A 16,735-nucleotide genomic window follows, 5' to 3' on the forward strand; every position below is an offset into this window, starting at 1 on the left:
TGTGAGCTAAAAATGACTTTATTTTTCAATATGCCGTTATCATTACGACCTCCGATGTGACGTTTTTGCATCAAATATGAAAACAATTGCACGGTTGCTAAAATCATACTTGTCGTACAATAGCATAATAGTGTTGGAATAGAACGGTGGTCCGAGCGAGTCTCTGCGGTCACGATCAAGCAAAAACAGAGCCGGTCATGCGCTGGCTCACAGGGGAGGCAGGAATGTTGCCAATGAAATCGCGCTTTTTAGCGCTCGTTGCCGGAACCTCGGTCATTGCCTTGTCGATGGCGATGCCGGGCTGGGCGCAAACCGCAAGCGAAAACAAAACCAAGGAAACGGAAGCGTCCAGTTCCGACGTGGATGCGGTTGTGGTCGTGACGGCGCGCCGTAAGGCGCTTCAATCGGCTATTGAAATCAAAAGGAAGGCCGACACGATCGTCGATTCGATTGTGGCCGATGAGGCGGGCAAGCTGCCTGACAATTCGATCACCGAGGTGCTGCAACGCGTTTCAGGGGTGTCGATTTCGCGTTTCGGCGCGACCAACGGCGGCAGCGCCGCGTTCCAGATCGAGGGGACGGGCATCACCGTGCGCGGTCTGCCCTTCAATTCCAGTACGCTCAACGGCCGACAGCTGTTCAGCGCCAACGGCGCCAGCGCCATCAGCTGGAACGAAGTGACGCCCGAACTGATGGCCGGTGTCGATGTCTATAAGGCGTCGCGCGCGGACCTGATCGAAGGCGGTACGTCCTTGATCAACCTGCGCACCCATCTGCCCTTCGATTTCAAGGCTCCCCAGCTTAACCTCACGATGGGCACCAGCTACGGCAGCCAGGTGAAAAAGGCTTCGCCGCGGGTTTCTGCCCTGTTTTCCAAGCGTTTCGATACGAATATCGGTGAAATTGGCGTGTTGTGGGATTTCGCCTATAGCCGCCTGAATCAGCAGGGGAGCAACCTCCAGGTCGGGGCCATGTTTGGTCAATATGTGCCCACCTCGGTCCGTGACGACAAACTTGCCTTCGTGCCCAGCTCGTTCGACTGGGGTTACGACCGCAGCCAGCGCGACCGTTTCGGTGCCTATCAGGCCATCCAGTGGCGGCCGACGGAAAGCCTGACGCTCACCAACACCGTCTTCTACACGCAGTATTCAACCGAAAGACTGTCGAACAACGGTGGCTTGGGGCAAAGCCCAAGCGCGTCGGCGGCGATTCAGCCCAAGGTGGGTTCACCGGTCGAATATGATGCCAATGGCGCCTTGGTTAGAGGTACGCTCGTGTATGGCTCTACCGGCAAACGGGATCCATTGGGGAATACTTCCGTTGATGTTCCGGGATGGGAGTGGTTGCCGTCGCAGTATAAGATTGATTGCGGTGCTACCTATGGTGCTCCTGCGTCAACAATTCAGTGGGACTGGTCGGGCGGGCCCATTCTGGCGCAGTGCAGCCCTCCCGGTGCGCTGAATGTGAATAGCTCTGCCGGGGCGTCGCGGACCAAGAACTCCACCCTGGACATTTCGCAGAGCTTCGTCTGGCAACCGAGCGACCAGCTCGCGGTGCGCGGAAGTTTACAATATGTCCTTTCGCGCTCGACCGGGAAGGACATCAGCATCGGTATGGGCAGATATAACAGCAAGCTTTCCTCGTTTGACGTTGATCTTACGGGAGAGCTGCCGGTTCTATCGGGTTTTGACAGTGCGCTTGTGCTCGATCCTTCGACGGTCCACTTTGCATCCTTTGCTTATCATGAACCCGATAACAAAGGGGAGATGTACGCGGGTAATCTGGATTTTGAATACACGTTTAGCGAGGACGGCTTCCTGCGTAAGATTTCTGCCGGTATTCGCGCCTCTCAACGTGTCGAAGACGATAACTTTGCGGGAACCTACTGGACCTCGCTTGGGCAAACGTGGAATCAGAAGCCGGCGGGGGCGGCCTGGGCTGCCTCAGGGCCAGGTAATATCCAGTTTCTCAACAACCCGAATGTACCTCAGGCAGACTGGACGACCACAACCTTCCCGAACTTCTTCGGCGGCGATGTGGCGGTTCCGTCACAGCTTCTGGTTGCCAGCCCGGCGCTCCTTCAGCGGTATGACTGGTACTATTTGCTCAAGACGTACAACGGTCTCCCCGTCACTGTGGGCGGTGTTGCCGTACCTCAGCCCACGCCTGAGCAGTACTTCTATGATCGGATCGAAAAAGGTCTGGCGCGGGTAAAGACGCGTATCGACAACAGGGCTGCCTATATATCGGCCAGGTTCGCGCATGAAGGCATGGGTATCATTCCCGCGTTTTCGGGCAATATCGGCGTTCGCGTATTTCAGGACAAGCTTATTGGGACCGCTCTTGTGAGAACCGGTTCAGGCGATCAGCGCTTTGCCGCGAGCATTGCTGACAGCAACGCATACTTCCTTGCAAATCCTCCGGGAAACCAGCCAGGAATCGCACCTGCCCCGGGGGCGGTGCCAAAGATCTATACTTTCCGTGAGTCTTTTACGCCGCAAACCCGGACATACGAATACACGCGGGTTCTGCCCTCGTTCAACATCAAGTTCGACGTAACCGACAAGTTCATCATTCGCGCGGCGGCGTCGGTTTCTGCTTCCCCGCCAAACCTCGATGCGTCTCGTCCCGGCGGTGATGTCACGCCAAGGTCTGTGCCGAACCCTACCAATTCTCAGGCATTGCCGATCCTGACAGGTTTCACCGTCAATGGAGGGGGCGCGAATCTGAAGCCCACAATGATCAACAGCCAGGATATTACCTTCGAGTATTATCCGTCTTCCTCCAGTTTCCTTTACGTCGATGTCTTTGCGAAGCAAATAAAGGATCAGCCGCAGTTCTATTCCTTCATCGCTAACAATCTTCCTGTTCCGGGCAAGCAGGTGACCATTAATGACCAGGGTAAGGTGGTACTTGACGGCCCGGCATCTACAGGGCAGCCCATCCTGACGGATGTGTCGCTTGATTTGCCATGGCTCTATCTGCAGGATCGCCCGTCGCCGGAAAAGGCCACGATCAAGGGCTTTGAACTTGGTGGCCGCAAGTTCTTCGATCAACTCCCCGGCTGGCTTCGCGGGTTCGGTATCGATGCCAACCTGACCTATATCGACAGCCGAAACCCGGCCCAGCTGGCCAACAGCGTGCTGACCCCGCCGCCGGCAAACGGCTCGCAGCCGGGCCTCAATCCGGACGGCACGGTGCCGCAGACCTACCCCAACCTCCCCTATGCCGGGTTGTCGAAGTGGGCCTACAACATACAGTTGCTGTATAACTACAAGAAGGTCAATTTCCGTCTGGCCTATAACTGGCGTGACAAGGCCTTGCTGTCCACCAACGTCAATCCGCTGTCCTTTGCGACGAGCGGCGGCAACCCCTACATCCTCAACACCAGCCCGACCAACTTTGACAGTACCCATTCCTATCCGGTGTACAACATGGTTCCGGCCTATATGGACGCGGCCGGTTATCTGGACCTGGGATTTGACTACACTGTAAGTGAGACGGTTTCCGTGTCCTTCAACGCGAACAACCTTCTCAATACGAAGTCGAAAACGCTTCAGGAGCCCGTGCCCGGCGTGTTCCAGCCGTACGGCTTCAACGTCAGCGATCAGCGGTACGAACTCACCGTTCGGGCGCGCTTCTAACGGTCGGAACGGGGAAGGGCGCTTTATCGCGAAGCGCTCTTGCTCTTCTAGATCATTATGATTTCTGGTGGAAACACAATGATCTAGATTTTTGTTTAGCCCTCGCCGGGCGGTGGCTTTGCCACCTTGGCCGCCGCCTCAATGGCGGCTTGAGCGGACTGATTTCAGGAGAAATCAGTCCGCTATAAATTCAGAAAGCGCTCTATGAACAGCGTACAGCAACAGGAGATCGTCATACTGGGCGGCGGCGCGGCCGGGTGGATCGCGGCGGGGTTGCTGGCGCGCAAGACGGATCGCCGTCACACCCGCATCACTGTGGTGGAATCCGAGGAGATCGGCATCATCGGTGTCGGCGAGGCGACGGTGCCGGTACTGGCCCAGTGCAACGCTTTGCTCGGTATCGACGAACATGACTTTATTCGTCGCACGCAGGGCACGTTCAAGCTGGGGATTGAGTTCTGCGACTGGGGCGTTGTGGGGAACCGGCATTTCCACGCCTTCAGCGACTATGGTCACCCGGTGGAGGGAGTATCCACCCATCACTACTGGCTGAGATTGCGGCAGGCCGGTGATCCGCATCCCATCGATGACTATTCATTCGCCTACGCCGTCGCCCGTAACAACCATTTTGCGCCCGGCGATCCGCAGACTGCGCGCTACCATTACGCCTATCATTTTGATGCGGCCTTGTACGCCCGCTATCTGCGCGACGTGGCGACCGGGCTGGGCGTGCAGCGTGTCGAAGGTCGGATGACGCACGTCGATCTGGACAGTACGTCTGGCCATATCACCGCCATCCACCTTGCCGATGGCCGCAAGGTGCCCGGCGACCTGTTTCTGGACTGCACCGGCTTCGCCTCCGAATTGCTGGGAAAGGCGCTGGGCACGCCGTTTGTGGACTGGTCGCATTGGTTGCTGTGCAACAGTGCCATGGCGGTCCCGACGACGCGTACCGGCGCGCCCATGCCGTTTACGCGGTCCACGGCTCACGCCGGGGGCTGGCGCTGGACGATCCCCCTGCAACACCGCAGCGGCCACGGCATGGTCTATAATTCGGACCTCTGGAGCGACGACGCGGCGCGCGACGCCCTGCTTGGTGCCGTTGATGGCGAACCGCTGGCCGAGCCCAGGGTGTTCCGCTTTACCTCCGGCCATCGCAAGGCGTTCTGGAACCGCAACTGTATAGGGATCGGTTTCGCCTCCAGCTTTCTCGAACCGCTGGAATCCACCGGGCTACAGTTGATCGTCATGGGCGTCCTGAAGTTGCTTCAGTTCTTTCCCGAAAGGACGATCGACCCCGTTTTGCGCAACGAATATAATCGGATATCCACGCGCGAGATCGAACGCATACGCGACTTCATCATCGCGCACTATTACCTCTCACGCCGGCCTGAGCCCTTGTGGGCAGCGTGCCGCGACATCGAAATTCCCGACACGCTTCGGCACAAGCTGGATGTATGGAACGCCAGCGCGCACATCCCGCTGGGTGATCTGGAATCCTATATGGAACCGAGCTGGCTCGCCATCCTTCTGGGTAATGGGGCCGTGCCCGCGCGCTACGCCATAGCGGCCGACCTCCACCCGTTGGAACAGATCAAAAAGGGTATGGATTTGCGCCGCGAAGAGATCAGGCGCTCCGCGCAGGCGGTCACGGCGCATCAGGATTTCATCGACCGGTACTGCAAGGCGGCCTCTGAGCGGCCTCACACACAATTAGGGATAGCTTGACAGTCCGCAAATGGCTTTATTATCATATAATCATTCAATTTATCAATCTGGGAACGCAAGGGTCTATAGGCCACGGAATGGGGGCTCCCTTGCCGGTATAGAGGCTGTAACGACACCTCCGCGAGGCCGATGCCACTGTCGGTTTTAATATCCGGATATCCCCACACAGTCACAAATAGAGCCGTGAACGGCCTGTAAAAATGAGGAAGTACCCTATGACAAAACAAACCGGAAAGACGCCAGCGGGTCTGAACCGTCGTCACCTGATTATGGCCACCGCCTGCGTGGTGCCCCTGTCGGTCGTGGCCTGCGGTGGGGGGGGCGGTGGGGGCGTATCGACGGCCTCCGCAGGCGGCACTTCGTCTTCGTCATCGTCTTCCTCCTCCTCCTCCTCCTCCTCCTCAGCCAGCGGTTTGTATCCTAACTATAATACAAGTCCGCTGTCGGCGAACGCGACCGGGATGACCCGCACGGCGGCCGAGATCGCCGCCAAAATCAAGCTGGCCATCAATATCGGCAATACGATGGAGGCCATGGGCGGGGAGACGGGCTGGGGTAATCCGCTGATCACCCAAGCGCTTGTCAACACGTATAAAGCCCTGGGATTTGACGCCGTTCGACTGCCGTGCGCCTGGGACCAGTATGCGGATAAGACAACCGCGAAGATTTCCGGTACCTGGCTGGATCGCGTCAAGACGGTTGTTCAGTATTGCATCAACGCCGACCTCTATGTGGTGCTGAACATCCACTGGGATGGGGGCTGGCTTGAGAAGCACATAGATGAGGCCAGCAAGGACGCGGTCAACGCCAAACAGAAAGCGTTCTGGGAGCAGATCGCCACCCACCTGCGCGACTTCGACGAACGCCTGATCTTCGCCAGCGCGAACGAGCCGGACGCCGGTACCGAAGCGAACACAAAAATCCTACTCAGCTATCACCAGACGTTTATTGACGCTGTGCGCGCGACCGGTGGCCGAAACGCCTACCGCACCCTCGTCGTGCAGGCACCGCAAACCAACACCGAACTCGCCGTTTCGCTGTGGCCAGGTATGCCCACCGATACCACGACGAACCGTCTGATGTTCGAAGTCCACTATTACGCGCCGTCGCAGTTCATGATCATCGACAAGGATGCGTCCTGGGGCAAGATGTTCTACTACTGGGGCCGCGACAACCATTCGACGATCGAGCCGGACCGCAACGCGACCCACAGCGAGGAACCCTATGTCGATCAGCAGATGCTGGCGATGAAGACCCATTTCATCGACAAGGGTATCCCCGTCATCATCGGCGAGTATGGCGCGTGGCGCAAAACCCAGCCGCTGGACATGCCCAAGCACAATGCCTCGGTGGATTTCTGGAACCGCTATGTCACTCAGCAGGCCCGGGCCAATGGCGCCGTGCCCTTCTTCTGGGACACCGGAGCGCTCATCGACCGCACGACGCTTGCCGTCAAGGATCAGGCGATGCTGGACGCCCTGCTCATCGGGGCCGGCAAGAAATAACAAACTGGCGGAACCATCCGCTCAGGCACAGGGCCTGAAACGCACAGAACAGTCCACGGCAAGGCAGGGACCGCCTTCCCGTCATGCGAAGGATATTGCTTATGACCACCCCCGTTGACTCCACCCGCCGTCGTCTGTTGCTGGCCGCCGGCATCAGCCTGATCCCGTTTGGCCTTCTGAGTTGCGGTGGTGGGGGCGGTGGGGGCGGCAGCTCCGGCGGCGGGGGGGCGTCTTCGTCCGCCTCATCCGCTACACCCGCCGTGTTGCGCCCTTCGACCATGACGCTGGGCCTGCCGATTGTCGTCGATCAGTTCGGCTACCTGCCGACGCAGGCCAAGGTCGCCGTCATCCGTGACCCGCAGGACGAGGCCGTGGGCACCCTGAGCGATGGGACGCAGATCATCAGCTTCGACGCCGCCGATTCCTTCACGCCCGGCACGGCCTATGAGGTGGTCAATGCCACCACGGACGCCGTGGTGTTTACGGCGGCCCCCGTGGCCTGGAACAACGGCGCGACTGACAAGAGTTCCGGCGACAAGGTCTGGCATTTCGACTTCAGCAGCGTTACCGCCGTCGGCGAATACTACATCCGCGACGCGCAGAAGAACGTCAGATCCTATACGTTCAGAATCGCCAGCGACGTCTATGCCGCCGTGCTGAAGGCGGCGGTGCGTTACTTCTATTATCAGCGCGCCGGGCAGGAAAAGACCGTGGCTCATGCCGGGGCTGGCTGGGCCGATGCGGCTTCGCACGTCGGGCCGGGTCAGGACCGCAATGCGCGCCTGTACAGCGACAAGACCAATGCCGCGACCGAACGCGATGTCTCCGGCGGCTGGTACGACGCGGGCGATTTCAACAAATATACAAGCTGGACGGCCGGATACGTGACGGCCCTGCTGTTCGCCTATGCCGAAAAGCCGTCCATCTGGGGAGATGACTACAATATCCCGGAATCGGGCAATGGCATTCCGGACATTATCGACGAAGCCAAATGGGGGCTCGACTGGCTGCGCCGCATGCAGCAGGCCGACGGCTCGGTCCTGTCGATTGTCGGGCTCAGCCACGCATCGCCCCCGTCGGCGGCCACGGGCCCCAGCTATTATGGCCCGGCCAGCACATCGGCGACCCTGAACACCGCCGGGGCCTTTGCACGGGGGGCCAGGGTGCTGGCAGGCTTTACGCCCTTTGCCAGCTATGCCGCCGATCTTCAGACGCGGGCCGAAAAGGCCTGGGACTGGGCCGTGGCCAACCCGAATGTTGTTTTCAACAACAATGACTCCTCTAACGGATCACAAGGGCTGGGGGCCGGTCAGCAGGAAACGGACGACCGAGGACGTCTGCTGGCGCGCCTGATCGCAGCGGTCTATCTCTATGACGCGACGGGCAAGACCATCTATCGCGATTTCGTCGAAGCCAATTACGGGCAGGCCAACCTGATCCGCTTTGGCAACTATGTGTCGCCCTATGATGGCGGGACGCAGGATGCGCTCCTGCACTACGCGACCCTGCCGGGGGTGCCCTCGGCCACAGCCAATGCGATCCGCACGAACTACCTCAACGGCGTCAATGCGGAATGGGTGCGCGGCAAGATCACCACAAAGGCCGACCCGTATCAGGCCTTCATTCCCGACTATGTGTGGGGCAGCAACAGCATCAAGGCGAATTTCGGCCTGCTGTTTACGGCGCTCAATGTGTATAATCTGAACACGACGCATAGCCCGACCGATAATCTGAACGCGGCCGCGGCCTATATCCACTACATGCACGGCGTGAACCCGCTGGCCCTGTGCTATCTGACCAATATGTCCGGTCTGGGCGCGGAAAACTCCGCCACTCAGATCTTCCATTCCTGGTTTGTGGACGGTTCGGCCAAATGGGACAGCGTGGGCACCTCGACCTATGGCCCGCCGCCGGGCTTTGTGCCGGGCGGCCCCAACCAGACGCAATGGGACTGGGACAGCCGTTGTCCGTCGGTCAGCAACCTGTGTGGCACCAAGCGTCCTTCGCCGCCCTATGCGCAGCCCGCGCAAAAATCCTACAAGGACTTCAATGATGGCTGGCCGCTGAATTCGTGGCCGATCACCGAGGTGTCGAACGGCTATCAGGTGGCCTATATCCGCCTGCTGTCCAAATTTATCTAGATCATGCGTACAACCGACTGTTTTATATAATGTTCAGCAAGAGCTGGCAGGCACAAAGGAAAAGATCATGGTGAAATTAACCAAGCGCAGCCTGCTGGGCGGTGTGCCGTTGATGGGGGCGTGGGGTGCGGTTGCCGGGGCCGGTTTTGCGGCCCCCAAGGCCACGGCGGCTTCTGATGGCGATGCCTGTCAGCCCAAACCGCCGGTCCGCTACGATCTGCCGGTCGCCAAGGGGCCGTTTCAGCCGACGCCGGAGTCGCTCAAGACCTATCAGGCGCCCGACTGGTTCCGCGATGCCAAGTTCGGTATCTGGTCGCACTGGGGCCCGCAGGCCGTGCCGCGCGTCGGGGACTGGTACGCGCGTAACCTCTATATTCCTGGCCACTACCACTATAACCACCACGTCAAGACCTACGGTCAGCCGTCCAAATTCGGCTATAAGGACATCATCCCCCTGTGGAAGGCCGAAAAGTTCGACCCCGAAGGCTTGATGGACCTTTATGCGGCCGCCGGCGCCAGATACTTCGTCAGCATGGGCGTCCACCACGACAATTTCGACCTGTGGAAGTCGAAGCACCATAAATGGAACGCGGTCGCGATGGGCCCCAAACGCGATATTGTCGGCGAATGGGCGGCGGCGGCGCGCAAGCGTGGCCTGCGGTTCGGCGTCTCCGAGCATCTGGGGGCCAGCCACAACTGGTTCCACCCCAGCCATCTGTATAATCAGACCTGGCCGGAAAACGGCGTCGCCTATGACGGGGCCGACCCGCAATACGCCGACCTCTATCATCCGGCCCATAACGAGCCCTATCGCGGTACGGCGGACACCTGGTACACCAAGGACCCGGCCTTCCATCAGATCTGGTACAACCGTATTCAGGACCTGATCGACAGCTATGAACCGGACCTGCTCTATTCCGATGGCGGTCTGCCCTTCGGTGTGGTGGGCCGCAGTCTGGTCGCGCACATGTACAACAAGAGCGTGGCGCGCGCCGGGCGCAACGAAGCCGTCTATAATGGCAAGGATTTCGGCTCCGGTGAGTTCTACCGCGAGGCCTTTGTGCAGGACGTCGAACGCGGCGTGCTGAAAGGTATCAATCCCTATCCGTGGCAAACCTGTACGTCCAACGGCGACTGGTTCTATTCTGACGGGTTCAGGTACAAGACCAGCACCGAAGTGATCCATATGCTGTGCGACATCGTCAGCAAGAACGGCAATCTGCTGATGAATGTGGTGCAGTATCCCGACGGCAGCCTGCCGCCGGAATCGCAAACCCTGCTGGCCGACCTGAGCGCATGGATGAAGGTCAATGGTGAGGCCATTCACGGCACCCGCCCGTGGACGCAGTTCGGAGAAGGCCCGACCGAGGCTGCCGAAGGGGCGTTTCAGGAGGGCACCGCCTATACGGCGCAGGACATTCGCTTCACAACGCGCGGCATGACCCTGTATGCGATTTCGCTGGGCAAACCCGAAGGTCGTCTGGCCATTCAGGCCCTCGGGAAAAATGGCAAACAGGCGCGGGCGGTGAGGCAGGTGCGCTTGCTGGGTACGTCCAAACCCTGCCGGTTCCAGCAGGAGGCGGGGGCACTGGTGATTGAGGTGCCTCAGGGGGCCTCGTCCACGGCCAGCGCGTTTGAAATCACCTTCCGCGGTTAAGGCCCCAAGCCGATAGCCAGAAAAAGCGGCATCCGACCATCCGGACGCCGCTTTATTTGCTAAATTTTTGTTTTGTCGCGATATTTTTGTCGAAAACCGCTCACACTTTCCCGCACATCGCTCTAAGCACAGGTCAGTTCGATAACGGTGAGCGGGTCACCGCGCGATCCCGCATCGACCCGAAGCGTCAGCTTGCCGTCCTGCTGCGACCAGACGACCTTGCCGCCCGTCACACTGACCGCCGTTTGCACGGTTTTGGGGAAACCGCTCAGAGTCAGGCTGTCTTCGGGCCATGAGAAGATATGCACAAACACCTTGTTTTTACGGAAGGTTGTTCCGAAAACGCCGTCGCGTGGCTGAAGCGGTCCGGGGCGGGTGTTCTGGATCGTATAGCCGTATTTGCCCATCCATTGCCCGATACCTTTGAGGGTTTCGGCCTGAGCGGGCGGGATACGCCCTTGCGGGTCGGGTCCGACATTGATCAGGGCATTGCCATTGCGCACGGCGGCGTTGACGATGAAGGGGACCACCTTTTGCCACGACATGGCGTAATTATCCGGCGTGTAGCCCCAGGCCGAGCCGAGGGCAAACGTCTTTTCCCACGGACGCGCCCGGATCGGCCCTGAGATGGTGCCGTGGCCTTCTTCGGTGTCGAAATCGCCAATCCATCCCGAACGCGGATTGATCAGGATCTTGGGCTGGTATTTGCGCACCATGCCATTGAGTTTGGCCGGCTCCCAGAACCACGCCGCGTCGGCATCCGTCCCCGTGTGCGCCAGCCAGCCGCCGTCCCACCACAGGACGTCGATCTTGCCGTAGTTTTTCATCAGTTCGCCGACCTGATCATAGGTCTGCATTTTCAGTAGCCGGGCGTTTTCCGGCAGTTCGCGCGGGTGGAAATAGGCGGGGAAGCGCCAGTCGAGCGGCGAATAATAGAGCCCGACCTTCAGCCCGGCGCGCCTCACGGCGTTCACATAGGGCCGGATCAGGTCGCGGTGCGCCCTGGCGTGCATAGCGTCGAACTGCTGGAAGCTGGACCGGCTGTCCCACAGGGCGAAGCCGTCATGGTGGCGGGCCGTCATCACCATGTAGCGGGCCCCGGCCTGTTTGGCCAAGGCGGCCCACTGGTCCGGATCATAGGCCTGCGGATCGAACTGATCGGCCAACTTGCGGTATTCGCCGGGTGGCACCTTGTCGCTGAACATGTGCCATTCGCCGCGGCCGGGAATGGCGTAAAGCCCCCAGTGCACAAAGATGCCGAACTTGGCGTCACGCCACCACGCAAGGTCCTTTTCGGGTAACAAAAGCTCAGGGGCCAGCGCCGGATCGGCATTGGACAGCTTGGCGGCTGATTTCTGCTCGTCTGTCTGGGGGGCGGCAAAAGCCGCTGCCGGAGCCGCCAGCGCGCAGGCGCCCGCCATCAGAAAATGTCGTCTGCCGATCCTCATGGTCGTCTCCTTTTGTTTTATTAGGCCAGCGCCTGATAGGTGAAGTCTGTCACGCGCACAGCGCCGTCACCGGTGCAGTAAATCCCCGGCTTCAGACTGAGAAAGCCACCGAACACATTGTGGTGCATCCCGGAAACCTCCATGCGCGTCGGATGGCGCGTCCAGCTTCGACCGTCATCGCCCGAATAATGCCAGGTCACGACGTTAGCCTCATTGGTCAGGCGCAGGCGCACCTTGCGGCTTTTCAGAGTCTGACGGTTCCACGCCTGATCCTCGGCATATTGCCAGGTGCGGGTGCGTTCGCCGTCAAAGCCGATACCGACAAAGGCCTTGTGATTATAGAACAGCAGGAGCCCCGCTTCGGCCATACCCTCCAGTTCCAGGGTCACCTCGATGCGGTAGGACCGGTCCCCGACGCCGCAGGTCAGGGGCGCGCTGTCGGCCGGTGAGGTGCCACGCCCGGCGATGCGCACGGTACGGCTTTGCCGCCGGACCCGCGTCATCTCGTCCGGCTTGGGGTCGTGAAAGGCCCACTGCACGCCGAAACGATCTTGACTGAAGTCGTCGGAGAGGGCAAAGCCCGCCGTTCCCGTTTTGCCGCCTTTGGGCTTGGGCAGGGGTTTCGACAGATCACCGCCCCTGGCGCGGAACCAGCCGTCTTTCGTCCATTCTATCGGCTCCAGCAGGGTCTGACGGCCCAGCGTGCGATAGCCGTTTTCATAGGCGTGATAGACCATCCACCAGTCGCCGGCAGGTCCTTCGACCAGTGTGGCATGGCCGCGCGACCACCACGGTTCGGCGTCGCTTTGCGTGCGGACCAGCGGATTGTGCGGGCAATGGGTCCAGGGGCCGTGAATGGATTTCGAGCGGGCGGCAATGACCATATGCCCGGTCACCGGGCCGGCGGTACCGCCCACGGCTGTGATCAGATAAAAATAGTCCCCGTGCCGCAGAAGCTTTGGGCCTTCGGGGGCAAAGTTTTCCGTCACCCAGTCGTCGGGGTAGGTCCACGGCTGATAGGCAGCTTCCAGATCACCGTCGGTGGCCAGACCGTCGTCGGTCAGGCGGATTTTGCGGATACCGTTGACGAACAGATAGCGCTTGCCGTCTTCACCGACCATGTGGCCGGGGTCGATGCAGCCCTTTATCTTGAGATCGACCGGATCGCTCCACGGGCCTTCGATGCGGTCGGCCCAGATGGCAAAGATCGACCATTCACCCCCATCCGGCGCGGCGGGGATGTAGATGAAATAGCGGTCGCCGTGCTTGCACAGGTCCACGGCCCAGATGGTGCCCAGCGGCTTCGACAGGGCCGGGCTTACGGGCGTCCAGTTCACCAGATCGGTCGAATGCCACAGAATCAGGCCGGGATAGGAATAGAAGGACGAAAACGTCATGTAGTAGTTTTCGCCGTCCTTCAGCAGGGTCGGGTCCGGGTGGTCTCCGGCAATGATCGGATTGAGATAGGTGCCATTGCCCAGATCGGCCTTGCGCTGACCTTCGATGCCTTTGCCCCAGCGCGGTTTGGGAGTTGACGCCGCTGTGGCGGGCAGGGCGACGCTGGCGGGGAGTGCGGCCGCTGTGGCCAGACCGGTGGCAAACAGGTGTCTGCGGGACGTTTCCATCAGGGAATCTCTGTGTGTCGGGGGCAAAGGGGGAGGTCGGCGGGCATCAGGTGCGGATACGCACCACATCGGTAAAGCCGAAGGGCTGTCGGCGACGGGCCCGGAAAATCAGGCTGACCCAGTGTTTACCGGCACCCTTGGGGAAGGGGGCGCTCAGAGACGCGCTGCCGTCGCTGGTTTTTTCAGCCACCTTCTGACCGTCGATATAGAGGGTGGCCGGGCCCAGCAGGCCCAGACATTCGATGACACCGCCGCTTTTGCGCACACGGGCATAGGCTTCGACCTCGACGGCGCACAGGACCTCCGTGTCGCGGTCAGGCGCAGGGAAGGGCACGCCGGCGCGGAACCAGCCCCACGAATTCATGTCATTATCCTTTGGGCGCAGATCGGGATCGAGCGGCCCCGCCTGTTCGGGGGCGCGCCGCCAGTTTTCGGTAATCTGTACGCTTTCGGAGACGGCCTGATAGGGCCAGGGCTTTGCTGCCTGCACGTCGATCCTGAGCGTTGCGGGCTTCAGACCCTCCGCCATGGCCTTCAGGACGAGCGGGCCGGACTGGCCTTCGCGCGTCTGGACGATCACCTGCGCCAGCCCGTTGAACAGGGCGCGCGTGTCGCCTTTTTCCGGGCTGATATCATTGGGATTGCCGTTGCCGAGCCCGATAATGTCGCCGCCTTCGACCGTAAAGCGCACGCTGTGCTGCGCGGTCGGCACGTGCCGACCTTTCGCATCCAGCGCTTCGACCGTAAAGGGCTGGGCATCTATGCCATCCCCCTGCATCACCGGGCGGAAGGGGGTCAGTTTCAGTTGTACCGGTGCGCCCGTCGTTTCGACCTCAAAGCGCTTGACCGCCTTGCCGTAACGATAGCCGACGGCGCTCAGCTTTCCCGGCGCGTAGGCGACGGTCCAGCGGTTCATCTCGTAACGGTCCCCCGCCTGACGCCCCAGCGAGCGGCCATTCAGGAACAGTTCCACCGCGTCCATATTGTGCAGGGCCATGACGAGAATGTCCTGCCCCTCCTGTCCGGCCCAGTTCCAGTGCGGGGCCAGATGCAGCACCGGCTCGCTGCGCCACATGGCCTGCCGCATCCAGAAGGCGGTCTTGGCGAAGCCGCACAGGTCCATAATGCCGAAGAAGGACGAGTTGGACGGCCACTGATGCGGCGTCGGCTCGCCGTGATAGTCGAAGCCTGTCCACACGAAGGTGCCCGCCACAAAAGGCCGCTCGGCTATCGCTTTCCAGCCGACGCGCTGCGTGGTGCCCCAGTCGGCGGCGTCATCGTCATAGGAGGCGATGATGTGCTTGTCTTTTATCGTCTTGTATTCCCCGCGCGTCATGAAGGCGGAGCAGTCTTCGGACGAGGTTATGGGCAGGGTCGGGTGCGCCTTATGGAAGGCGTCGTAATTCTGGTACTGGTAGTTGAAACCGACCACATCCACGGCCTGAGACACATTGACGGGCGTAAACAGGCCGTCATTCATGGCTGCCGTCACCGGACGGGTGGTGTCGAGCGACTTGACCTTCGCCACCATGCGCCGGACCATCTGATAGCCCTGTTCCGTCCCCTGCATCGGTTCTTCGTTGAAGACGGACCACAGGATGATCGAGGGGTGGTTGCGATCGCGGCGCACCAGCCACTCCAGCTCGGCCATATGGATGGGCGAGGGGTTGAAGACGCGGTTTTCGTCCATCACCAGAAAGCCCATCCGATCGCACAGGGCATAAAACGCCTTGTCCTGCGCATTGTGCGAACAGCGAATGGCGTTGCAGCCCAGTTCCTTGAGGCGGTGCAGGCGGTATTCCAGAAGCCCCGGCGGCACGGCGACCCCCACCCCGGCATGGTCCTGATGGATGCACACGCCCTTCAGCTTGAGCGGGCGACCGTTGAGGAAGAAGCCCTTGTCCGGATCAAAGCTCTGGGTGCGGAACCCGGCGGGGGTCAGCACCTCGTCGAGGATACGCCCCTGCTGGATGAGCTGCGTGCGCACCTGATACAGGTAAGGAGAGTCGATGTCCCACAGCGTCGGGTTCCGGACGCTCATGCGACCGGTCGCGACACCGGGCTGCATCGGCGGGATTTGGGCGGTCAGGCGACATTCGCTGACGACACGGCCCGCCGCATCGACCAGCGACGAGACGATCTCCGCCGATTGCGGTCGGTCGGTGGTGTTATTCAGCGTCACTTCGACCGGAATCTGCCACTGATCGCCGGTTTTGACGGGGTGGGCAAAGACGCCGTCGGTCTCAATATGCAGCGGATGACGCTTGACGATCCACGTATTGCGATAGATGCCCGCCCCTTCGTACCACCAGCCCTGCATGGCGTCGGCATCGACGCGCACCACCAGTGAATTGAGCGCCGCGCCGTAGGACAGATAGGGCGTAATATCGACATAGATGGCATTATAACCCGACCAGTTGCGATTGATCAGCGTGCCATTGAGCCAGATCGTGGCGTGGGTCGAGATGCCGTCCAGTTGCAGCTCGATATGCTTGCCGCGGTCACTTTCGTCGAACCTCAGCAGGTTGCGATACCAGGCGATGCCGCGCTTGCGATACCCCTGCGCCAGATTTTCGCGCTCATCCGGTACCTGAAAACTGGCAAAGTCGTGCGGCAGAGTGACATGCGTCCACTCCGTATCGTCATAGGAGGCCGCCGCCGCGCCCCAGGCCGATCCGGCCTTGGCATTGGCGTAGGACCAGCCGTGCCCCAGTATTTTGGGGAAGGGAATGTCGCCTTCGAAAAAGCGCCAGCCCTTGTTCAGCGAGAGCACTTCGCGCGGAGACGCTCCACTGGCGACCCTTAGCGATGGAACAGGGGTATCGCGCCCGGCGGCACTCGCCCCCGCCGGAAGCCCATAGGACACAGCCCCCAGAAGGCTCACGGATTTCAACAGGTCGCGTCTGTCCAGCACGATCTTCTCCCTTTTATTGTCGGACAATAATATTATTTTCGCCCAGCTTGTCCAGACATGATGAGAAGATTTT

General features: G+C 60.4%; 8 protein-coding genes. 5 read left to right on the plus strand and 3 right to left on the minus strand.

Annotation, left to right across the window (positions count from 1 at the left end; all coding sequences use genetic code 11):
- Positions 1-197: 197 nt before the first annotated feature.
- The 5 genes from AACH73_RS13885 (at position 198) to AACH73_RS13905 (ending at position 10,675) form a co-directional block, all read left to right on the plus strand.
- Positions 198-3,644 (plus strand): TonB-dependent receptor, encoded by a 3,447-nt coding sequence (locus AACH73_RS13885; RefSeq protein WP_272741684.1) that lies wholly within the window; start codon positions 198-200, stop codon positions 3,642-3,644.
- Positions 3,645-3,848: 204 nt separating this feature from the next.
- The gene (locus tag AACH73_RS13890) at positions 3,849-5,372 is read left to right on the plus strand and encodes a tryptophan halogenase family protein (protein ID WP_338736328.1); all 1,524 of its coding nucleotides are present in this window, start codon (positions 3,849-3,851) and stop codon (positions 5,370-5,372) included.
- 215 nt (positions 5,373-5,587) lie between these two features.
- On the plus strand, positions 5,588-6,877 hold the full coding sequence (locus tag AACH73_RS13895; protein WP_338736329.1) for a glycoside hydrolase family 5 protein: 1,290 nt from the start codon (positions 5,588-5,590) through the stop codon (positions 6,875-6,877).
- A 101-nt stretch (positions 6,878-6,978) separates the two neighbouring features.
- Positions 6,979-9,018 (plus strand): glycoside hydrolase family 9 protein, encoded by a 2,040-nt coding sequence (locus tag AACH73_RS13900; RefSeq protein WP_272741687.1) that lies wholly within the window; start codon positions 6,979-6,981, stop codon positions 9,016-9,018.
- A 67-nt stretch (positions 9,019-9,085) separates the two neighbouring features.
- Positions 9,086-10,675, plus strand: a complete 1,590-nt coding sequence (locus AACH73_RS13905) for an alpha-L-fucosidase (protein WP_272741688.1) — start codon at positions 9,086-9,088, stop codon at positions 10,673-10,675.
- Positions 10,676-10,797: 122 nt separating this feature from the next.
- Here AACH73_RS13905 and AACH73_RS13910 read toward each other — a convergent pair whose 3' ends face one another.
- The 3 genes from AACH73_RS13910 to galA are packed head-to-tail and all read right to left on the minus strand — an operon-like array spanning position 10,798 to position 16,662.
- Entirely contained in the window at positions 10,798-12,123 is a 1,326-nt protein-coding gene (locus AACH73_RS13910; protein ID WP_338736330.1) for an alpha-L-fucosidase, read from the minus strand.
- A 20-nt stretch (positions 12,124-12,143) separates the two neighbouring features.
- Positions 12,144-13,748 carry a family 43 glycosylhydrolase gene (locus AACH73_RS13915; protein WP_338736331.1) on the minus strand — a complete coding sequence of 535 codons (1,605 nt, stop codon included), beginning with the start codon at positions 13,746-13,748 and terminating at the stop codon, positions 12,144-12,146.
- 46 nt (positions 13,749-13,794) lie between these two features.
- Positions 13,795-16,662: a beta-galactosidase GalA gene (galA, locus tag AACH73_RS13920; RefSeq protein ID WP_272741691.1), complete on the minus strand. Its 2,868-nt coding sequence runs from the start codon at positions 16,660-16,662 to the stop codon at positions 13,795-13,797.
- Positions 16,663-16,735: the final 73 nt, after the last annotated feature.

The sequence above is a fragment of the Asticcacaulis sp. DW145 genome, assembly GCF_037101385.1.
GTDB lineage: Bacteria > Pseudomonadota > Alphaproteobacteria > Caulobacterales > Caulobacteraceae > Asticcacaulis > Asticcacaulis currens.